This is a genomic window from Nitratireductor sp. GISD-1A_MAKvit (assembly GCF_040819555.1).
Classification (GTDB): domain Bacteria; phylum Pseudomonadota; class Alphaproteobacteria; order Rhizobiales; family Rhizobiaceae; genus Nitratireductor.
Genome location: NZ_CP161920.1, coordinates 1,201,043 through 1,222,467 on the forward strand (window position 1 = coordinate 1,201,043; position 21,425 = coordinate 1,222,467).

Annotated in this window: 15 protein-coding genes and 4 pseudogenes; 6 read left to right on the top strand and 13 right to left on the bottom strand. The window is 61.8% G+C overall.

Annotation, left to right across the window (positions count from 1 at the left end; all coding sequences use genetic code 11):
• The first annotated feature begins 5 nt into the window (after positions 1-5).
• The 5 genes and pseudogenes from AB2N04_RS07070 (at position 6) to AB2N04_RS07090 (ending at position 6,173) form a co-directional block, all read left to right on the top strand.
• The gene (locus tag AB2N04_RS07070; RefSeq protein WP_367717931.1) at positions 6-995 is read left to right on the top strand and encodes an ABC transporter permease; all 990 of its coding nucleotides are present in this window, start codon (positions 6-8) and stop codon (positions 993-995) included.
• Positions 992-1,825, top strand: coding sequence for an ABC transporter permease (locus tag AB2N04_RS07075; protein ID WP_367717933.1), 834 nt, complete (start codon positions 992-994; stop codon positions 1,823-1,825). Before AB2N04_RS07070 ends, AB2N04_RS07075 begins: the two co-directional genes overlap by 4 nt.
• Complete coding sequence (locus AB2N04_RS07080) at positions 1,822-2,619, top strand: ATP-binding cassette domain-containing protein (RefSeq protein WP_367717935.1); 798 nt, start codon at positions 1,822-1,824, stop codon at positions 2,617-2,619. The genes AB2N04_RS07075 and AB2N04_RS07080 overlap by 4 nt, the downstream gene beginning before the upstream one ends.
• Positions 2,612-3,397: an ATP-binding cassette domain-containing protein gene (locus tag AB2N04_RS07085; protein WP_367717937.1), complete on the top strand. Its 786-nt coding sequence runs from the start codon at positions 2,612-2,614 to the stop codon at positions 3,395-3,397. The genes AB2N04_RS07080 and AB2N04_RS07085 overlap by 8 nt, the downstream gene beginning before the upstream one ends.
• A gap of 99 nt (positions 3,398-3,496) precedes the next feature.
• Positions 3,497-6,173, top strand: a pseudogene (locus AB2N04_RS07090) (bifunctional acetate--CoA ligase family protein/GNAT family N-acetyltransferase).
• A gap of 230 nt (positions 6,174-6,403) precedes the next feature.
• Here the strand turns inward: AB2N04_RS07090 and AB2N04_RS07095 are convergent.
• From AB2N04_RS07095 to AB2N04_RS07125, 7 genes and pseudogenes are all read right to left on the bottom strand, one after another.
• The gene (locus AB2N04_RS07095; RefSeq protein WP_367717939.1) at positions 6,404-7,549 is read right to left on the bottom strand and encodes an iron-containing alcohol dehydrogenase; all 1,146 of its coding nucleotides are present in this window, start codon (positions 7,547-7,549) and stop codon (positions 6,404-6,406) included.
• On the bottom strand, positions 7,546-8,934 hold the full coding sequence (locus AB2N04_RS07100; protein WP_367717941.1) for an aldehyde dehydrogenase family protein: 1,389 nt from the start codon (positions 8,932-8,934) through the stop codon (positions 7,546-7,548). The genes AB2N04_RS07095 and AB2N04_RS07100 overlap by 4 nt, the downstream gene beginning before the upstream one ends.
• Position 8,935: 1 nt before the next feature.
• A pseudogene (locus AB2N04_RS07105) lies at positions 8,936-10,304 on the bottom strand (glutamine synthetase family protein).
• Positions 10,305-10,375: 71 nt separating this feature from the next.
• A pseudogene (locus tag AB2N04_RS07110) lies at positions 10,376-11,429 on the bottom strand (TRAP transporter substrate-binding protein).
• Positions 11,430-11,520: 91 nt separating this feature from the next.
• Positions 11,521-12,843 carry a TRAP transporter large permease subunit gene (locus AB2N04_RS07115; RefSeq protein WP_367717943.1) on the bottom strand — a complete coding sequence of 441 codons (1,323 nt, stop codon included), beginning with the start codon at positions 12,841-12,843 and terminating at the stop codon, positions 11,521-11,523.
• Entirely contained in the window at positions 12,840-13,349 is a 510-nt protein-coding gene (locus AB2N04_RS07120; RefSeq protein ID WP_367717945.1) for a TRAP transporter small permease subunit, read from the bottom strand. Before AB2N04_RS07120 ends, AB2N04_RS07115 begins: the two co-directional genes overlap by 4 nt.
• A gap of 64 nt (positions 13,350-13,413) precedes the next feature.
• Positions 13,414-14,208: an N-formylglutamate amidohydrolase gene (locus AB2N04_RS07125; protein ID WP_367717946.1), complete on the bottom strand. Its 795-nt coding sequence runs from the start codon at positions 14,206-14,208 to the stop codon at positions 13,414-13,416.
• 125 nt (positions 14,209-14,333) lie between these two features.
• On the opposite strand from AB2N04_RS07125, the gene AB2N04_RS07130 reads away from it, so the two are divergent.
• A complete protein-coding gene (locus tag AB2N04_RS07130; protein ID WP_367717947.1) occupies positions 14,334-15,185 on the top strand; it encodes a MurR/RpiR family transcriptional regulator in 852 nt (283 codons plus the stop codon).
• A gap of 16 nt (positions 15,186-15,201) precedes the next feature.
• On the opposite strand, the gene AB2N04_RS07135 is transcribed toward AB2N04_RS07130, so the two are convergent.
• From AB2N04_RS07135 to AB2N04_RS07160, 6 genes and pseudogenes are all read right to left on the bottom strand, one after another.
• Positions 15,202-15,966 carry an isocitrate lyase/phosphoenolpyruvate mutase family protein gene (locus AB2N04_RS07135; RefSeq protein ID WP_367717949.1) on the bottom strand — a complete coding sequence of 255 codons (765 nt, stop codon included), beginning with the start codon at positions 15,964-15,966 and terminating at the stop codon, positions 15,202-15,204.
• A 137-nt stretch (positions 15,967-16,103) separates the two neighbouring features.
• Positions 16,104-17,105: an ABC transporter ATP-binding protein gene (locus AB2N04_RS07140; protein ID WP_367717951.1), complete on the bottom strand. Its 1,002-nt coding sequence runs from the start codon at positions 17,103-17,105 to the stop codon at positions 16,104-16,106.
• Between the two features lie 9 nt (positions 17,106-17,114).
• Entirely contained in the window at positions 17,115-18,179 is a 1,065-nt protein-coding gene (locus AB2N04_RS07145; RefSeq protein WP_367717953.1) for a Gfo/Idh/MocA family protein, read from the bottom strand.
• Positions 18,176-19,015, bottom strand: a complete 840-nt coding sequence (locus tag AB2N04_RS07150) for a carbohydrate ABC transporter permease (protein ID WP_367717954.1) — start codon at positions 19,013-19,015, stop codon at positions 18,176-18,178. The genes AB2N04_RS07145 and AB2N04_RS07150 overlap by 4 nt, the downstream gene beginning before the upstream one ends.
• 13 nt (positions 19,016-19,028) lie before the next feature.
• Complete coding sequence (locus AB2N04_RS07155) at positions 19,029-19,952, bottom strand: carbohydrate ABC transporter permease (protein WP_367717956.1); 924 nt, start codon at positions 19,950-19,952, stop codon at positions 19,029-19,031.
• A gap of 66 nt (positions 19,953-20,018) precedes the next feature.
• Positions 20,019-21,276 (bottom strand): annotated as a pseudogene (locus AB2N04_RS07160) (ABC transporter substrate-binding protein).
• Positions 21,277-21,425 lie beyond the last annotated feature (149 nt).

Below are 21,425 nucleotides of genomic sequence, written 5' to 3' on the forward strand. Positions count from 1 at the left end.
CTGGCATGCACCGGGCCCTGACCTTGACGCGGCGGCGTATCGTCAGCAGCATTCCGGTGCTGATGATCGTCATTGTGGGCACCTTCCTGCTTCTGGAAGCAGCACCGGGTGATGCGGTGGATGCCTATCTCCTTTCACTGGGGGGCGGCGATGCGGGGCTTGTGGCGGAGCTTCGCCAGAGCTACGGGCTCGACCAGTCGCTCGTGAAGCGGCTAACGCTCTATGTGGGCGCGCTTCTGCGGTTCGATCTCGGCTGGTCGGTGACGTTCGACCGGCCGGTTCTCGACCTGATCGCGGAGCGTCTGCCCAACACGCTGTGGCTCATGGGCGCGGCGACGGCGCTTGCCTTCTCGCTCGGTTCGCTGCTTGGCGTCGTGGCGGGCGCGCGGCCGGGAAGCCTGACCGACCGGGCGCTTTCCATCGGGTCTCTGGCGCTCTATGCGATTCCGAGCTTCTGGCTCGGCCTCGTGCTGGTTCTGGTGTTCGCCGTCGACCTGCGCTGGTTTCCCACGGCCGGCATCGAAACCATCGCTTCCGGCAAGACCGGTCTGGCGCGCGCGGTCGATATTGCCTGGCATCTGGTGTTGCCGGTTTCCGCGCTCGGTTTCATTTACCTCGCTCTTTTCCTGCGCATGATGCGTGCGGGCATGGCGGAAGCCTGGCGGCAGGATTTCGTGCTTTTTGCGCGCGCCAAGGGGCTTGCGCAGCGGCGCATCGTGCTGCGCCATGTGGCGCGCAACGCGCTTCTGCCGCTGGTCACCATGCTTGGCCTGCAGGCAGCAGCCATGCTGGGTGGCAGTGTGGTGGTGGAAAGCGTGTTTGCCATTCCGGGGTTTGGGCGGCTTGCGCATGAAGCGGTTTCTGGCCGCGATGCGCCGCTTCTGACCGGCATCATCATCGTCAGCGCGGTGCTCGTGATCGTCGTCAATCTTCTGGTGGACATTGCCTATGCGGCTCTCGACCCGCGCGTTGGCAGTGGGGAGACGTCGTCGTGAACCGCGTTGCAGCGCGTCTCTTGCGATCGCCTGAAGGGGTGGCGGGGCTTTGCCTTCTGGTGCTGCTTGCCGCCATGGCGCTTGCTGCGCCGCTTCTTTTTCCGGGCGATCCGCTGACGATTGTCGGGCAACCTTTGACCGCGCCCTTCACCGATGCGGGTGTGCCGCTTGGCACCGACCGGCTGGGGCGGGATGTGGCAGCGGGCCTGATGCATGGCGCGCAGACATCGCTTCTCGTCGGGCTCGCCACGGCGCTGGTTGCGCTCACCTCTGGTGCGCTTGTGGGCACGGTTGCCGGGCTTGCCGGCGGGCTGGTGGACGAGGCGCTGATGCGGGTGGTGGAAGCGTTTCAGATCGTGCCGGGGTTCCTTCTGGCGCTTGCCTTCGTCAGTGTCACGGGGGCATCGCTTCCGGTGATCATTCTCGCCATTGCCCTTGGCGCATGGACCGGGCCGGCGCGGCTGGTGCGTGCGGAAGTCCTGTCGATCCGTGAGCGCGACTACGTGGCGGCGGCGCGGGTGATCGGCATGCACCCGGCGGAGATCGCGTTGCGCGAAGTGTTGCCCAATGCGCTGCCGCCGATTCTGGCGCTGACGGCGGTGATCGTCGCGACGGCGGTTCTGGTGGAGGCGGCGCTCTCGTTTCTCGGGCTTGGCGATCCCAATGTGGTGACCTGGGGTTCCATGATCGCCGAAGGGCGCAATGTTCTGCGCACCGCTCCGCACCTCTCCATCGTTCCGGGGCTGGGCCTCGTGGCCACCGTGCTTGGCGTTTATCTTCTGGGCGAGGGGCTGGCGGATGCCATGGCAGGCCGCAAGGTGCGCGGATGAGCGCGCCGCTGGCCGTAATCCGGGGGCTCTCGGTTTCCTTCAGGCGTGACGATGCGCAATGCTTTGCGCTTCAGGGCGTCGATCTCGAGATCGCGAAAGGCCGCCGGCTGGCGGTGATTGGTGAAAGCGGATCGGGCAAGAGCACGCTGGCGCTGGCGATCGCCGGGCTCTTGCCGCCGCAGGCGCGGATTGAGGGAGCTGTCGGCTGGCCCGGCCTTGCGCATTCTCCCGTGGCGGGGCGTGACATCGGCATGGTGTTTCAGGACCCCGGTGGCAGCCTCAACCCGGTTCTGACCATTGGCGAACAGGTGACGGAAGGCGCGGTGCGGCATCTGGGGCTCGACTGGCGCGCGGCGCGGTCGCATGCGCTGGCCCTGCTTGAGCGGGTGCGCATTCCAGATCCGCAGGCTGCACTTCTTGCCTATCCGCATCAGTTTTCCGGCGGCCAGCGCCAGCGCATCGCCATTGCCGCCGCCATTGCGGCGCGGCCGGGGCTGCTGATCGCGGATGAACCCACGAGCGCGCTCGACATGGTGGTGCAGGCCGAGATCGAGGAGCTGCTCGACGAACTGGTGCGCGAGGCCGGCATGACACTGGTCTTCATCACGCACGACATCGCGCTCGCTTCCAGGTTCGCCGACGACATTGCCGTTTTCCAGCGGGCGCGGCTGGTGGAGAAAGGCCCGGTGCAGGCGGTACTCGCGCAGCCAGCGCATGCCTATACGAAGCACCTTCTTGCCGCGCAGATCGACTTTTCAACACCGCGCCTGATCGACGGGGTGGCCAATGTCTGAGCCGCTTCTCGTTGCGCAGAACCTCTGCAAGACGTTCATCAGCCGAGGGCGCAGGGTGACGGCGCTGGATGATGTGAGCCTGACGATCGCTCCAGGCGAAACGCTGGGTCTGGTGGGCGCGTCCGGCAGCGGCAAGTCGACGCTCGCGCGGGTGCTGCTCAGGCTCTTGCCGGCGGATGCGGGGACGGTGCGGCTTCAGGGCGAGGACTGGCTCAAGCTTCGCGGGCAAGCACTGCGCAGGCAGCGCCGGGTGATCCAGATGGTGTTTCAGGATCCGCTTGCCGCCTTCAATCCGCGCGCGACCATCGCCGGTGTGCTGGCGGACCCGCTGCGCATCCATAGCCTTGCGGACCGTGCCGCACGGCCCATGCAGGTGGGTGCACTTCTGGAGCGTGTCGGTCTTCCCGCGAGCCATGCCGCGCGCATTGTTCACGAAGTCTCGGGCGGTGAGCGCCAGCGTGTCGCCATCGCCCGCGCGCTTGCCGTTCGTCCGTCGCTGATCGTGTTCGATGAGCCTGTCTCCGCGCTCGACCAGTCGATACGCGCCGGGATTCTGAAACTCATCGCTGATTTGCAGAAAAGCGAGGGCCTCTCCTACCTCTTCATCGCGCATGACCTCGCTGTCGTGCGTCTTGTTTCCCATCGGGTGGCGATCATGGAGAGTGGCCGTATTGTCGAGACGGGACCAACGCCACAGATCATCGACAACCCGCAATCGCCGGCGGGCAGGGCGCTTGTGGCAGCAGTGCCACGCCCTCGCTATCGTCGCACTCCATAGGCTGAGGGCAATCGCATATCGCGGGTTGCGCAGTCTTTGCGCGATAACGCTATAGTGTCGACGAAACGCAAAACCCGTGCAAACCCGGAGTCATCGTTCATGACGATCCGCAATCTCGAATACGCCGCCCGCCCGTGCTCCGTTGCCGTCATCGGTGCTTCAAGCAGGCCCGGCGCCGTTGGTCATATCGTCATGCAGAACCTGCAGGATGGCGGGTTCGATGGAGAGATATGGCCCGTCAATCCGAAATACAGGGAAGTGGCTGGCCGGCGCTGCTACAAGCGCGCTGCCGACATCCCAGGCATCCCGGACATTGCCGTCATCGTCACGCCCCCGAAAACGGTGCCGGGCATCATCTCCGAGCTTGGCGAGAAGGGGACGCGCACCGCGGTCGTCATCACCGCCGGGCTGACACGGGAAAACGGGCTGCGGCAGGCCATGCTCGACGCGGCAAAGCCCTATCTTTTCCGGATCATCGGGCCGAACACGGTGGGGCTGATCGTGCCGCCGATGAATTTCAATGCCAGCTTCGCGCATATGCAGGCCAGACCCGGCGGGCTGGCTCTTCTGTCGCAGTCGGGGGCGATTGCCACTTCGCTGGTTGACTGGGCGGCGGCAGAGGGCGTTGGGTTCTCGCACATCGTCTCGCTGGGCGACATGGCCGACGTCGATGTGGGCGACTATCTGGAAATGCTCGCGGGCGACGGGCGCACGCGCGGCATTCTCATGTATCTCGAAACAATCCCCAATCCGCGCAAGTTCATGACCGCCGCCCGGGCGGCAGCGCGTCTGAAACCGGTGATTGCCATCAAGGCAGGCCGCCATGCGCAGGCGGCTCAGGCAGCGGCGACACACACCGGCGCGCTTTCGGGCGCAGACCGCGTGGTGGAGGCCGCGCTTCGCCGTGCGGGCATTCTGCGGGTGCTCGATCTTGGCGAACTGTTCGATGCGGCGGAAGTGCTAGCCCGGTTCCGGCCTTTGCAGCGCGCCCATGTGGGCATTGTCAGCAATGGTGGCGGGGCAGGCGTTCTGGCCGTGGACCGGCTCAACGATCTCGGCGGCACGATGGCAGAATTTTCGCCCGAAACCATCGCCCGCCTCGATCGGGCGCTGCCGCCCAACTGGTCGCACTCAAACCCGGCCGACATTATCGGCGATGCGCCGCCGGAGCGGTATAGCGAGGCGTTGTTGGCGGTGGCAGACGACCCCGACACGGATGCGGTTCTGGTGTTCAACTGCCCGACCGGGCTTGCCTCGCCCTCCGATGCGGCCCGCGCGGTTGCGGCCCATGCCGACAAGGGGCCGCGTGAACGGCAAGCCGCTCATCACCTGCTGGCTGGGCGAGGAGACGGCGCGCGAGGGGCGTCGCATCCTGCAGGAAGCGGGCATTGCAAACTTCAGCACCCCATCCAGCGCCACGGCGGCGCTTTCCTATCTCGGCGAGTGGTCGCGCGCGCAGAAGGCGCTGACCCGTGTGCCGTCCAGCCGCAGCGAGGATGTTGAGGGAGATCGCGAAAGCCTGCGCGCCATCCTTGAAAAGGTCGCAGCCGAAGGTCGCCGAATGCTGACGGAACCGGAGGCCAAGGCGGCCATTGCCGCTTACGGAATTTCCGTGCCTGAAACCGTGATTGTCGAGACACCAGAAGCGGTGAGTGAGGCCACTGCACGCTTGCTCGAAAGTTCGGAGAAGGTTGTCGTCAAACTTCTTTCCAGAACCATCACGCACAAATCGGATGTGGGCGGCGTGGTGCTCGGTCTCAAGACGCCGGAAGCGGCGCAGAAGGCCGCCGAGAACATCATGAAGCGGCTGGACGATGCGGGCATGGCGGACGGGCTGGAGGGCTTTGCCGTACAGCCCATGGTGGTGCGCAAACACGCCCATGAGCTGATCCTCGGTGTCAGCCAGGATCCCATTTTCGGTCCTGTTGTCCTGTTTGGCGCGGGGGGCACGGCGGTGGAGGTGATGGAGGACACGGCCATTGCACTGCCGCCGCTCGACGACGTTCTGGCCGGCGACCTGATGGCGTCGACCCGCATAGGCAGGCTGCTTGCCGGCTATCGCGATCGCGCGCCCGCCGACAGGGGAGCGATTGCCGGTGCACTCAATGCCGTGTCGCAGATGATCGTCGATTTCCCCTGCATCAAGGGCATGGACATCAACCCGCTGTTGGCCGATGCCGATGGCGTTGTCGCGCTTGATGCACGCATCGAGATCGAGCCTGCGGAGATCCACCGCAAGGGGCCCAACCCCGACCTCGCCATCCGGCCCTATCCCTCCGGGTGGGAAAAGGATGTGAACCTTGAGGGACACCGCTATCATCTTCGCCCGATCAAGCCGGCGGATGTGGCGCTGTTTCCCGATTTCCTGGCGCGCGTTTCGCCGGAGGATATCCGGTTTCGCTTCCTCGCCCCGCGAAAGCACTTTCCCGATGAAATGCTGGAGCGGCTGACCCAGCTCGACTATGAGCGCGACATGGCTTTCATCGCGCTCAGGGAAGAGGATGGGGAGATGGCGGGAATTGGCCGCCTATCCGCTGATCCCGACAAGGAGATCGCCGAGTATGGCCTGCTTGTGCGCACGGACCTGCAGGGTCACGGGCTTGGCTTCGCGCTGCTGAAACAGCTCATCGACTATGGCCGGGAAGAGGGCATTGGCGCCATAGAGGGCATCGTTCTGAGCGACAACACCAAAATGCTCGCCATGTGCCGCGATTTCGGTTTCGTGGTGAAGAACAGCGGCGAGGCTGGCGTGATCACGGTGGTGCTGGAGCTTTAGCGGCGCGGTTGCGGGGGTGATGGTGCGTGCCCTTTTTTTGCTCAAGCGCCGAGCAGGCCCCTCATCCGCCTGCCGGCACCTTCTCCCCGTTCACGGGGAGAAGGACAGCGCGGTGATGACGGCGGAGCCGTTTCACCATTGCAATCAAATACATAAACATTGAAACTCCCTCCTTCTCCCCGCATGCGGGGAGAAGGTGCCGGCAGGCGGATGAGGGCCTGCGCCAGACCTTAGATGCAGGCTTCGAACAGTGCCTTCGTGTTGGCAACGGTCAGCTTGACCGGGTTGCCGCCGGCACTCGGATCCTCCAGAGCCATTTCGACCATCTCGTCGATGCGGTCCGTGCCGACACCCATGTCGCCGAGGCGGTCGGGAATGCCGAGCTCTGCGCGAAGGCCCATGACGAAATCGAAGAAGCCATCGAACCCGCCAGAAATGCCCAGATAGGCGGCAGCAGCGTTGATGCGTTCCTCGATTGCCGGGCGGTTCATTTTCAGCACCGCCGGCATCACCACCGCATTGGTGGTTCCATGGTGTGTGTTATAGACCGCCCCGACCGGGTGCGAGACCGCATGGATGGCGCCGAGCCCTTTCTGGAAGGCGACCGCGCCCATGGCGGCTGCACTCATCATCTGCGCACGGGCTTCCAAATCGCTTCCGTTCTGAAAAGCCCGGGGGAGATATTCCTTCACCAGCCGCATTCCTTCCAGAGCGATGCCCTGGCTCATCGGATGGTAGAAAGGCGAGGAATAGGCCTCCAGACAATGCGCAAAGGCGTCCATCCCCGTGCCGGCGGTGATCGCCTTTGGCATGCCCACCGTCAGTTCCGGGTCGCAGATGACCACGGAGGGAAGCACTTTCGGATGGAAGATGATCTTCTTCACATGCGTTTCGGAATTGGTGAGAACGCCCGCGCGCCCGACCTCCGAGCCGGTGCCGGCGGTCGTAGGGACGGCCACATTTGGTGCGATTTTCGACGCATCCGCCCGGGTCCACCAGTCGCCAATATCTTCGAAATCCCAAACCGGCCGCGTCTGGCCGGCCATGAAGGCGATCAGCTTGCCGAGATCGAGGCCGGAGCCGCCGCCAAAGGCGACCACGCCATCATGCCCGCCATCCCTGAAGACCTTCACCCCGGCTTCGAGGTTCTTCTCATTGGGGTTGGGATCCACGTCCGAGAACATTGCGCGCCCGAGGCCCGCAGCCTCCAGAATGTCGAGCGCATTCTTCGTGATGTCCATGCCGGCAAGACCCCGGTCGGTCACCAGAAGCGGCTTTGAAATACCGGCCGCCTTGCAGGCCTCGGCCAGCTCCCTGATGCGCCCCGCGCCAAACCGTACAGCGGTGGGATAGGACCAGTTTCCTTCGAGCTTCATGCCTGTTTCTTTCTCATGTGGTAGGATTTCGGACGGGTCAGATTGTGGTAGCCGATTTCCGACAGCGCGCCACCGCGCCCCGTGTTCTTGCACCCAGTCCAGCAAAGGGCCGGATCGAGATAGTCCGCGCGGTTCATGAAAACGGTGCCCGTTTCGATGTCGGCGCCAAGGGCCGCCGCGCGTTCGGGATCAGCGGTCCACAGCGAGGCGGTGAGACCGAACTCACAGTCGTTCATGAGATCGAGCGCCTCGGCATCGTTCTTCACCGGCATGATGCCGACAACGGGGCCGAAGCTTTCCTCGCGCATCACCCGCATCTGGTGGTTCACGTCGATCAGTATCTGCGGCATGAGATAGGTGCCGCCGTCATCTTCCGGGAAGAGCTTTTTCTCGATCAGCGCCTTTGCGCCCTGAGCCAGCGCGTCTTCGGTCTGGCTGCGCACTTCGGCTGCGAAGCGCTTGTTGGCCATCGGCCCGATGGTGGTTTCCTCATCCAGCGGATTGCCGAGCTTGAGTTTGTTCACCCAGTCGACGGCCTTCTCGACAAAACTGTCGAAATGTTTCTCGGCAACATAGATGCGCTCGATGCCGCAGCAGCACTGTCCGGCATTGAACATTGCGCCGTCCATCAGCCCGTCAACGGCCCAGTCAATGTCGGCATCCTCCATCACATAGGCAGGATCCTTGCCGCCAAGTTCGAGCCCCAGTCCGGTGAAGGTGCCAGCCGCAGCGCGCTCGATTGCGCGTCCGCCGCCGACCGAGCCGGTGAAATTGATGAAATCGAACGAACGCTCGCCAATCAGTTTCTCCGTCCCTGCATGATCGAGAAAGAGGTTGACGAACAGCTCTTCTGGAACACCCGCTTCATGAAAGGCGCGCACGATGCGCTCACCCACGAGCAATGTCTGCGTGGCATGTTTGATGGCCACGGCATTGCCGGCGATAAGCGCTGGAACAACCGTGTTGATGGCGGTCATGTAGGGATAGTTCCAGGGCGCGATGACACCGACCAGCCCATGGGGAACGCGCTCGATACGGCGCGCGAAATCGTCGGAATCCTCCAGAACGATGGGTGCGAGGCCGCGCGCGGCAATCTCCGCCATATAGGAGGAGCGTTCGTTCATGCCGCCGAACTCGCCGCCATAGCGCACCGGGCGACCCATCATGTGGGCAAGCTCCGGCACCACCTCATCCTTCATCTCGTTGAGGCGGGCAATGCCGGCATTCACCAGCGCGATGCGCTCATCGAGCGGACGCGCGGCCCAGGCCCTTTGCGCCTGGCGGGCGCTGGCGAGAAGCCCGGCGGCCTTGTCGGGATCCATCACGGGGCGTTCGGCAAAGACCGAACCGTCGATGGGGGATATGCATTGCAGGGTTTTCGTCATGTCATGCTCTCTCAAAACCGCGCCTGACCTCCCAGTCGGTGATGCGGCGGTCATATTCGGATTGTTCCCAGCGGGCCGCATGGACATAGTGATCGACAACGTCGTCACCAAAGGCCGCACGCAGCATTTTCGAACCGTCGAGCGCGGTGGCGGCGTCGCGCAGGGTGTTGGGAATCTCTCGGACGCCCTCGCCTTCATACGCATCGCCGACAAAGGGCCGGCTCCAGCTCTCTCTTGTTCTCGATGCCATCAATACCTGCCGCGATCAGGGCCGCGAAGGCAAGATAGGGGTTTAGGTCGGCGCCGCCGACCCGACATTCCACGCGCACCGCTTTTGTATTCTCACCGCAGACGCGGTAGCCCGCCGTGCGGTTGTCGAACGACCAGATCGCCTTGGTTGGGGCGAAGGTGCCGGCCGCGAAGCGTTTGTAGGAATTGATGTAGGGCGCGAGGAAATAGGTGATTTCGCCGGCGTGGGTGAGCAGACCCGCCATATAGTGTTTCATCATGTCCGACATGCCGTGTTCGCCCGAAGGGTCGAAGAAGAGCGGCTTGCCGTCGAGTGTCCACAGCGACTGGTGAACATGCGAGGAACTGCCAGCGGCGTTGTCGTCCCACTTGGCCATGAAGCTTATGGCCCGGCCTGCTTTCCAGGCGATCTCCTTGCAGCCATTCTTCACGATGGCGTGCCGGTCTGCCATGGTCAGCGCATCGGTGTAGCGAACGTTGATTTCCGCCTGTCCGGCATCGGCCTCGCCCTTGGAGTTTTCCACCGGCACATCGGCGCTGTTGAGACCGTTGCGGATCGCCCGCATCACATCCTCCTCCTTGGAGGTCTGGAAGATGTGGTAATCCTCGTTGTAGGCACTGATGCGCTCCAGTCCGCGATAGCCTTTCGCCGCAGCTTCCTCGAAAGTGTCGCGGAACAGGAAGAACTCCAGCTCCGAGGCCATCATCGCCTTCATGCCCATGGCTTCCAGCCGGGCGACCTGCTTTTTCAGAATGGCGCGTGGCGAATGGGGCACGTCTTCATGCGTGTGGTGGTCGAGCACATCGCACAGCACCAGCGCCGTGCCCTCCAGCCAGGGAATGCGGCGCAAGGTCGAAAGATCGGGCTTCATCGTGTAGTCGCCATAGCCCGCTGCCCAGCTTGTCGCGCGGTAGCCCTCGACCGTGAACATTTCCATGTCGGTGGCGAGCAGATAGTTGCAGCTATGTGTTTCCTCGAACGCGCTTTCGAGGAAGAAATCCACGTGGAAACGCTTGCCCATCAGGCGCCCCTGCATGTCGACCAGCGCCACGAGCACCGTGTCGATCTCGCCGGCCTCAGCCGCTGCCTTGAGGCTTTCCAAAGTCAGTTTGCCCGCCATTCAATCCGTCCTGTCGGTGGTTTTTGGGTTTGGCCCCGGCTGTATCGCCGGGACCATGTTTGTTTTTGGGGTCACCCGTAGCGATAGGGCGGACCGGCTTTCTGCATCAGGGAGCGGTAGTCGCGCAGGATTTTCACAACACGCTCCTTGCGCCCGCCTTCGGCAGCGATCTCGTCCCAGAATTTTTCCGCCTCGGCTTCCACGGTCGCCCATTCGGCGTCGGGGATGGTGGTGAGCTCCATCTTGCCACCATTGACGCGCAGGTCCGCTTCACCCGCCCAATACCAGTGCAGGCGGTAGTAGTGCGAGGAGTCCATCGCCAGCCGGAAGAGCTGCTTCAAATGGTCCGGCACCTCGTTCCAGCGGTCGGAATTGGCAAAGAAGGAGCCAACCCAGGCACCGCAGATATTGTTGGTGAGCAGATAGGGCGTCACGTCGGCCCAGCCCACCGTGTAATCCTCGGTGATGCCCGACCAGGCGATGCCGTCGAGCTCGCCCGTCTGCACCGCCACTTCCACGTCTTCCCATGGAAGCGTTACGGGAACGACACCGAAACGGGAAAGGAACTTGCCGGCTGTCGGGAAGGTGAAGACGCGCTTGCCCTTCAGGTCTTCAAGGCTCTTGATGGGCTCCTTGGTGTTGAAGTGGCACGGGTCCCAGGAACCGGCCGAAAGCCATGTCACGCCTTCCACCTCGCCATAGGCCTCCTCCCAGATTTCGGCCAGCCCATGCTTGTAAAACAGCGCCTGAACATCAAGCGAGTAACGCGTGGCGAAGGGGAAATAGCCGCCGAAAACCGACACATCCACCGGCGCGGCCATGGAATCGTCGTCCGACTGGACTGCGTCGATCGTGCCGTTCTGCATGGCGCGGAACAATTCGCCCGTCGGCACCAGCTGGTCGGCATAGTAGAGCTCGATTTCCATCTCGCCATTGGCCGCCTTGTTGAAGGCGTCGATGGCCGGTTTGACCACATGCTCGGCAAGGGGCCGCTCCGGCATAGGTCTGCAGCCGCCAGCGGATCGGGCTTTGCGCATGAACATAGGGCGTTGCTAGGGCCGTGGTGCCGGCTGCAGCCGCCGATGCCATGCCCGCTTTCTTGAGAAAGTCGCGTCTGTTTTGCATCTTCGTTCACTCCTCTGGTTGTTGTCCCGGTCGTTGTTGCCGGGCATTGCCGCAGGCTTGTTCTGGTCGTCACCTCCTTGGTTGTTCGGCTTCAGCGTGCATAGACATGTTCAGGGAGCCATAGCGCGATCTGCGGGAACGCCATGACAATGATCAGCGCGAACACCATCACAGCCACGAACGGAATAATGGATCGGTAGATGTCTGAGAGCCTGATTTCCGGCGGCGCCATGGCCCGCATCAGGAAGAGGTTGTAGCCGAAAGGCGGGGTCATATAGGCGATCTGGCAGGTGATCGTGTAGAGCACGCCGTACCAGATCAAGTCGAAACCGAGCAGCTTGACGAGCGGCACATAGAGCGGGGCGACGATGACCAGCATCGCCGTGTCGTCCAGAAACATGCCCATGATGAGATAGGAAAGCTGCATCAGGATCAGCACTTCCCAGGGCGAGAGACCGAGCTGATCGAGGAAGAAACCCTCGATGGCCCTGACCGCACCCAGACCGTCGAACACTGCGCCGAAGCACAGTGCGGCCAGGATGATCCACATGAACATGCACGAGACCGAAAGCGTCTTGCGCACCGTGTCGTGGATCACCTTCAAGGTCAGGCGGCCGCGAATGGCGGCGGCGGCGGTTGCCGAGACGGCGCCGATGGCGGAGCTCTCGACAAGGCTGGTGACGCCCATCACGAAGAGCCCGGTCATCAGGAAAAAGATCATGAAGGGCAGAATGCCGGCTGACAGAAGCTTGAGCTTTTCCGACATCGAGATACGGCGTTCTTCGGCAGGAAGCACAGGCCCGAGGTTGGGCTGCAGCCAGCACCGCACCGCGATGTAGAGAATGAAGAGCCCGGCCATCAGCAGGCCCGGAAACACGCCGGCGAGCCAGAGTTGGCCGACCGGCTGGCGCGCGATCATGGCGTAAAGAACCAGCACCACGCTCGGCGGTACGAGAATGCCGAGAGAAGAACCGGCCTGAATGACGCCGGTCACCATGATCTTGTCGTAGCCGCGTCTAAGCAACTCGGGCAGGGCGATCGTCGCACCGATGGCCATGCCGGCGACGGAGAGGCCGTTCATGGCCGAGATGACGACCATGAGCGCGATCGTGCCGATGGCAAGTCCGCCACGCACCGGGCCGAACCAGACATGGAACATCTTGTAGAGGTCGTCGGCAATCCCTGATTCCGACAACATGTAGCCCATGTAGATGAAGAGCGGCAGCGTCAGCAGAGCGTACCATTTCATCAGCTTCATGGCGGCGGAGAAGGCAATCTCGGAGCCGCCCGTGCCCCACAGCAACAGCGCAAAGGCTACGGCGATGAAGCCGATCGCGCCAAACACGCGCTGCCCCGTCAAGAGCAGTCCCATCATGCCGGTGAACATGAGGATCGCGGTCAGTTCGTAGCTCACGACAGCTCCTCCCCGCGAACCCGCGCAACATCCTTGCAGAGCTGGGCGATCGCCTGAAGCAGCGTCAGCGCGATGCCGATGCACATGATGATCTTGATCGGGGCCATGTAGGGCGACCAGGCCGAATAGCTGGTCTCACCATATTTCAGCGCATAGGAGGTGGACGAAAAACCGCCATAGAGCAGAAGCGAGAGATAGAAGATCAGGAACAGAACGGTGATGGAATCGACAATCGCCTTCGTGCGCGGCGTCCAGCGTGCATAGATCAGGTCCATGCGCACGTGTGCGTCATTCTGCAATGCCCAGCCTCCGCCGACCATGTAGTAGGCAACCATGGCGAACTGTGCCATTTCCAGCGTCCAGAGCGGCGGGATGGCCACGGTCTTCATGATCGACGAATAGAGCAGGACGCCGATCATCAGGAAGATCATGTACATGACCACCAGACCGACATAGTGGTTGGTCCGGTCGATCAGGCGCACATAGCGCCTTATGACGTTCGGCATCGGCTCCGGTCTCCCATTCTCGCTCCCCGTGTTCCCACTATGTTTGTTTGCCGGTTCTCTTTCTTCAGGCTTGTTGTGAACCGGCTGCGTGTATGTCGAAGCGCTCCAGCGCTGCCTCGAGCAAGCGCGTGGTAAGCGCCGCCCATTCGTCCTGTCCCTTTTCGGTGTCGATCAGGTCGCTGCAATATTCGATCATGACGTTGAGCAGGCCGTTCTGGACCGCATGCAGGCGCAGCGTGTGGGTCACGCCGTCATCGGGCCCGTAGGGGTAGTTGCGCATCGCATTGGTGATGCCATGTTCTTCTGCTTGCTGCAGCATGGTGTCCGCCAGCCTGCGGTCGCGGTCATGCAGAAGACCGATCGCGCGATGCCGGGCAGCGCCGAAATAGACGCGCGTGTATGAATGGATGGTAACAATGACCGGCTGTCTGGATGGGCCGGTTCGCGCGGCTACCAGCGCCGCGAGCGCCTGGCGAAACGGTTCGTAGATTTCCGCGACACGCTGCTGGCGCGCTTCCCCCGAAAGATTGCGATTGCCGGGGATCGCGTGAATTTCACTCATCTCGGGAATGGCGTCCGGCGCCTCTGGCGGGCGGTTGCAATCATAGACCAGGCGCGAGAAGCGCTGATGGACCAGCGGTGCATCCAGCAGCTGTGAGATTTTCTGTGCCGTTGCAAGCGCGCCAATGTCCCAGGCGGCATGGCTTGTCAGTGTGTCCGGCTTCACACCGAGGTTCGAGAGCGAGGCAGGAATCGTGCGGGAGGCGTGCTCGCAAACCAGGATCACTGGCGAACGTCCGCCCGCGCGTTCGATCTGGACCGGTTCGCCTTCCGATGGATCTAGAAGCGCTCTGATCATGAAACCTCCACAAACCCGCCCACACCCGTGCAGCGGAACTGTAATAATGATTAGCATTGCCGGTATTTTGTCAATTGTGTAATTTCTATTACGGATCGGAATCGAGAGCTTCGGGGGAGACGCGTTTGGCAATCAGGGAGCAGGTTCACGAGGCACTCGCTCAGATGACCGATGCCGAGCGCAAGGTGGCGCATGCGTTTCTTGCCAACTATCCCAGCAGTGGCCTGTCCAGGGTTGCTGAATTCGCCGATCTCGCCGGGACGAGTGCGCCGACCGTTCTGCGTTTTGTCTCGCGGCTGGGTTATTCCGGGTATCCCGAGTTCCAGCGGGCCTTGCGCCTTGAGATACAGGCGGAGCTGCTTTCCCCGCTTGAAAAGGGAGACGGCTCTGCGGCGCGTAGTCTGGACGGTTCAGCGCTTGGTGCATATTTCGCGCGCGCCACCGCCAATATCCAGGCGACACTTGAGGCGATCCCCGAAAGCGAGTTCGAGGCGGCCTGCGCGTTGCTCTCCGATCCGAAGGTCGCTTGCTACACGCTGGGTGGGAGGTTCAGCGACGCCATTGCGCGCTACATGGCCTCGCATCTACGCATTGTGAGGCCCAATGTGCGCCGTTTCCAGGATCAGACTTCCACGTGGGACGATCAGTTGCTGGACGTGAAGGCGGGGGATGTGGTGGTTCTGTTCGACATTCGCCGCTACCAGCGCGACCTTGTGCATCTGAGCGAGCTTCTGTGCGAGCGCAAGGCGCGCATCGTGCTCATCACCGATGGCTGGCTTTCACCGATTTCACGTTATGCCAAGGTCGTGCTGCCCTGCGCCATCGATGCGGGACGCACCTGGGATTCAGGGGTGGTTCTGATGGCGCTGGTGGAGGCGATTGTCGACCGCGTGACACACGGTGACTGGGAGACCGCGCGTGAGCGCATACAGGCACTGGAGCATATTCACTGGAACAAGCCGACTGTCGCTGACTGAAGCGCACTCGCTTCCGCTATTCGTAGACTGCGGCGGCCGCATTCCTCAACCACTCCAGAGCGGCCCGGTAGGGGAAGGGGCCATGGCTGATGCGGGCCACACCCAGCTCTCCAAGTTTGGTTGCATCCGGCGCGGTCGGCATTGCCAGAATGTTGACGGGCAGGCTTGAGGCGGCGCAGAGGTCTTCAATAAGAGCTTCGTCCACCAGAGCGGGAACAAAGAATCCGCTGGCACCCGCATCGGCAAATGCCTTCGAACGCTCCTTTGCTTCGGCGAGCAGCGCAGCGTGCCGGCTCGGGTTGCTTTCCTTCAGAAAGAGATCCGTACGCGCATTGATGAAGAGCGCAATACCGCGCTTCTCCGCCATGGCGCGTATGGCGGCGATACGTTTCGCCTGATCGGCGATCGGGTGCAGGCCTTCTCCCCCGACGATCTGGTCCTCGAAATTGATGCCAACCGCACCTGCGTCCAGAACCTGCGCAACATTGTCTGCCGCACCCTGCGGGTCGGTGTCGTAAGCTCCTTCGAAATCAACCGAGAGAGGCAGGTCCACGGTCTCCACAATGCGCTCGATAACGCGCGCGAGGAGTGAGACCGGAATTTTCTCACCATCGTCATAGCCCTGGGCGGCAGCCACCGACCAACTTCCGGTGGCAAGAGCTTTCGCGCCAGCTTCTGCCACGGCTGCCGCCGAACCGGCATCCCAGATATTGTAGAGAACGAGCGGATTCTTCCTTGTGTGAAGGCCCTGGAAGAAGCGGGCTTTTTCTGACTGGCTCATGGCGGCACATCCATATCCGGGACACCACTGCCCCGGACCATTCCATGTTTGTAGCAGCAGCGCTTGCGCCACCGGACGGGGGCGTGTCGGCCAATGGCTCGAACACTCTTGCCCCGAGTGCAATCCGCGTTGACCGCTCAGCGGATGACCTTGCCTTGATCATCGAAGCGGAATACGCGAGGCGCTTCAAACTTCGCATGCAGCATGCTGTCGATCTCGAAGTTCTGCTCGCCGAACAGGCGCGCGCAGATCAGGCCGGCTTCGCCGCAGTCGAGATAGACATTGGTGTCCGCGCCCAGGTGCTCGATGTGCGAGACCCGGCCTTCGATGTCGCCTCCCGCTGGAACGATCGAGATGTGTTCCGGGCGGATGCCAATGGTCTTCGCGTCCTCGCGTCCCAGATGTGCCGCCTCGATGAAATTCATCTGCGGAGAGCCGATAAACCCGGCGACGAAGAGGTTTTCCGGATCGTTGTAGAGCTCCATCGGTGTGCCGATCTGCTCGATGCGACCGGCGTTCAGCACAACGATGCGATCCGCAAGCGTCATGGCTTCCGTCTGATCATGGGTGACATAGACCATCGTTGCCCCCAGCTCGCGGTGGAGGCGCGCAATCTCCAGCCGCGTGTTGACGCGCAACGCAGCATCGAGGTTGGAAAGCGGCTCATCGAAGAGAAACAGCTTGGGTTTGCGCACGACGGCCCGTCCGATGGCGACACGCTGGCGCTGCCCGCCCGAGAGTTCCGCCGGCCGCCGGTCCAGATAGGGTTCCAGCGACAGCATCTTTGATGCGAAATCCACCCGTTCGGCAATGTGTGCGGGAGGATGCTTCGCTTGTTTCAGCCCGAGACTCATATTGTCGCGCACGGTCAGGTGCGGGTATAGCGCGTAGGTCTGAAACACCATGGCGATGCCGCGTTTCGAGGGAGGTGTCGAGCTTACATCGGTGCCGTCGATCTCCACGCTTCCGCCGCTGGCGTCTTCGAGCCCCGCAATGATGCGCAGAAGAGTGGATTTGCCACAGCCCGACGGGCCGACGAAAATAACCAGTTCGCCGTCCTGAACGTCCAGATCGACGCCCTTGATGACGTTGACCTGACCGAACGACTTGGTGATGTTCTTGAGTGCGAGTGAGCCCACTATTTCGTCCTAGAGTTTGATTTCCTTGCCGCTTCGCACGCTTTCGTCGGCGGCGAGGCAGATGTTGAGAGATTGCACGGCATCGTTCATGTGCCGTGAAAGGTCGAGATCGTCGCGGATGGCTTTGAGAACGAAAGCCTGTTCTCGATCGCACAGTTCCTGATGGCCCGGCTCACCTTCCATGGAGAGGAGGGTGTCGTCATGGGCGAACCGGCCGTTGGCATCGGTTTCGGCCCTGTGGATTCGGATGCGCGAGGTTTGCGTGTGCGCGTCGATGTCATCAGATTTCGCGCCATCGTCCATGACGATGGAGACGCAGCCTTTCGGCGAGACGATGTCTTTCACGAAGAAGGCGGTTTCCGACATCATCGGCCCCCAGCCGGCCTCATACCAGCCGACCGAACCGTCTTCGAACATCACCTGGAAATGTCCGTAATTGTACATGTCCGGGGCGACTTCGTCTGAAAGCCGAACCCCCATGCCGCGCACCTTGACCGGCTTCGCATCGGTGATCTGGCACATCACGTCCACATAGTGCACACCGCAATCCACAATGGGTGGTGTCGTCTGCATGAGCTGCTTGTGCGTCATCCAGGTGGGGCCCGAGGATTGCTGGTTGAGATTGAGCCGGAAGACATAGGGCCCACCAAGCCCGCGTGCTTCCTCGATCAGCTTCACCCAGGAAGGGTGATGGCGAAGAATATAGCCCACCACGAGCTTGCGGTTGTGCGCTTTCGCCGTTTCCACGACGCGCCGCGCGTCGGCGACATTCGTTGCCAGCGGCTTTTCCACAAATACATGCGCGCCCGCTTCCATGGCCGTGAGGGCAAAGGGGGCATGGCTGTCCGAATAGGTGTTGATCGAGGCCAGATCCGGCTTGGTCTCGGCCAGCGCTTCCTCGAAGTCGGTCGAGTGCGGATAGCCCTTCAGCGCATCCGGAAGCTCCGGTTCCGAGCGGCTCACGAGTCCCACGATCTCGAAGCCGGGAATGGCGTGATAGGCGAGCGCATGGCTCATGCCCATATTGCCAAGTCCTGCGACCAACACCCGCACGGGTTTTTCCTGCGCACTCATTTCACTGCTCCCGATGTGATGCCGCGGATGAGCTGGCGCGAGAAGATCAGATAGAGGATCAGCACCGGCAGGATGGCGAGCGAGAGTGCCGCCAGAACGGCGTTCCAGTTGGTAACGAACTGCCCGATGAAGACCTGCGCGCCGAGCGTGATGGTTTTCGTGGACTCAGCGGGCGCGAGGATCAGCGGGAACCAGAGATCGTTCCAGATGGGGATCATGGTGAAGACCGCGACCGTCGCCATTGCCGGCCGCACCAGCGGTAGAACGAGGCGGAAGAAGATGCGGTACTCGCTGAGCCCGTCGATCCGTCCGGCGTTCTTCAGATCGTCGGAAACCTGTCGCATGAACTCCGAGAGGATGAAGACGGCAAGAGGCAACCCCTGTGCCGTATAGACCAGGATGAGCGAGGTCAGCGTGTTGACGAGGCCGGATGCCGCCATCATCTGAAGGATCGCCACAGTGCCGAGCCGGATCGGGATCATGATGCCGAGCGCCAGGTAAAGGCCCATCAGCGAGTTGCCCTTGAAGCGGTATTCGGCAAGCGCAAAGGCGGCCATGGCACCGAACAGCAGCACCATGAACAGCGACACGACGGTGACCACGAAGCTGTTTTGGAAATAAAGCAGGAAATCACCCTGTTTCAAAACCGTCTCGAAGCCGACCAGACTGAAGGTTTCCGCGTTGGGAAGCTCCAGCGGCGTACGGAAGATCGCCTTGCGCGACTTGAAGGCGTTGACCACGATGACGAACACGGGAAATAGAGCGATGATCGTGTAGGTCGCCAGCACCGCATGGGCGGCGATGGAACGGGCGGGGGAGTGCCTGGCTGTGCTCATGGGTCTCTCCCGATCAGAACTGGTAGCGGCGAAGCCGCGTCTGAATGCCGAACAGATAGATCGACACGCCGACAAGAATGATGGCGAACATGGCCGTGGCGATGGCCGCCCCGAGATTCGGATCACCAAGCTGGAGCTGGAAGCCGAAGAAGGTGCGGAACATGAAGGTACCGAGAATATCGGTTGAGAAGTCCGGCCCCGCGAGAGCGCCCTGTGTCGCGTAGATCAGGTCGAAGGCATTGAAATTGCCGACAAAGGTAAGGATCGAGATGATGCCTATCGCCGGCAGGATAAGCGGAAGCTTCACCTTCCAGAATTGAGACATGCCGGTGATGCCGTCGCATTCCGCCGCTTCCAGAAGCTCGTCGGGAATGGAAAGAAGAGCCGCGTAGATCAGCATCATAGGAATGCCGACGAATTGCCAGACCGAGATCAGTGCCAGTGTTGTCAGCGCATAGGCTTCCTTGCCAAGCCATGGCTGGAACAGGCTCTTGAGGCCCACAAGATCAAGCAGGTTGGGGGCCACGCCCCAGAGTGGGCTCAGGATAAGCTTCCAGGCAAAACCTGCAATCACGAATGAGAGAATCGTCGGAATGAAGATCGCCGTGCGGTAGAAAGAGCGCATTCTCAGCCTTGGGCTGGAAAGAAGGGCTGCCAGAAGAATGCCGATCGGGTTCTGCACGATCATGTGTACGATGAAGAACCAGGTGTTGTTCTTGAGCGCGTTCCAGAACTGGTCGGACCATTGCGGGTCACCGAAAAGGGCCCGGAAATTTTGCAGACCAACGAAAACCTGACTGTTTTCCACGTCACTGTACATGGCCAGTTTCAGGGTGCTGAAGAGCGGAATGATCATGATCGCCGTGTAAATCAAAACGGCGGGTGCCAGAAAAACGGCAATGTGCCAGCGTGGCGACTTCTTTGCGGCTTGAGCCATGGAATGTCTCTCTATGGTGCCGGGTCCGCGCATGTGGCGGACCCGGCCTGAGTTCAGAGCTGGAACCTACTGCTGAGGCTCATACCAGCCGGCCAGGCCATCCTGAAGCTGCTTTGCGCCGTCCTCTGGCGATTGCGCGCCACGCAGGACATTGGCCGAAACGTTCCACATCTCGTTCCAGAGATTGGGCGTGCCACGCGAAAGGATCTGGTGCGCGGGACGGATGGTCGAGTCGCAGTTTTCGCGCCAGGAGACAAATTCCTTGGCCAGCGGATCTTCCATCTCAACGGTCTCGTTGGAGAGGGAGAAGAAGCCCGGCAGGGAGTTGGCGTAGAGGGAGGCGAACTCGGCCGAACCCACCCAGTTCAGGAACGTGCGGGCAGCCTCGGGATGCTCCGTCTTGGCGTTCATGCCGATGCCGATATCCGTATGGTCGGAAATATAGCACTTGTCACCGGCATTCTGCACCGGAGGCGGGAACGCACCCAGCTTGAAGTCGGCCTGCTCGTTGAAGATGGAAATCTCCCAGGAGCCGGCAGGGAAGATTGCCGCACGACCGAGCGTGAAGAGGTTCTGGCTGTCCGGATAGGCCCTGCGCTTCGTAGCCGTCGCCCAGATAGGGCGCCCATGAAGCAAGCTGGCGGAAGGGTTCAACCCACTGCTCGTCCGTGAGCTTCTGTTCGCCGGCAATCAGCGCAAGACGGCCTTCCTCGCCCTTCCAGTAGTTCGGGCCAATATTGGTGTAGCCCATGGTTGCGGCTTCCCACTGGTCCTTGGCGCCCATGGCCATCGGAATATAGGTGCCGTCTTCCTTGATCTTTTCGAGTGCCGCGTAGAATTCCTCATTGGTCTTCGGTGGCTCGATGCCAAGTTCTTCAAAGGCGTCGGCATTATATATGAAGCCGTGGATGACGGATGCCATGGGCACGCAGAAGGTTGCCGAGCCATCGTCCGTGCTCCAGGCAGCCTTGGCCACGTCGGAGAAGTTCGACATGTTCTCGAGATCCTTCAGATCCGTCAGGTGGCCTTTTTCATAAAGGCTGAGCGAGGCGTCGAACGGACGGCAGGTAACAAGATCGCCGGCGGTGCCGGCATCGAGCTTGGAGTTGAGGACGGCATTGTATTCGGTCGGCGCGCTGGGTGCGAACTTCACCTTGATGCCGGGATGCTTGGCTTCGAAAGCAGGAATGAGCTTTTCCTGCCAGATGGTCAGGTCGTCATTGCGCCAGCTTTCAATGGTGAGTTCGGCATCCTGTGCCATAGCCGTGCCGGTTGCACCCAGCATGGTGGCCGCAAGCAGCGCCAGTCTGGTGGACTTGATCATGGTCTTCTCCCTGTTGTGCTTCGGGAACACGGCCCTGTCACCTGCGTTGCAGATCGAGACACGCCCCCAAAGCGCTTCTGAACTGTTCCAATGGAGGTCGTTCTGTCGGTAGCCGGCACAAGAGCCTGGCCGGCATTTCCGGTGGGATG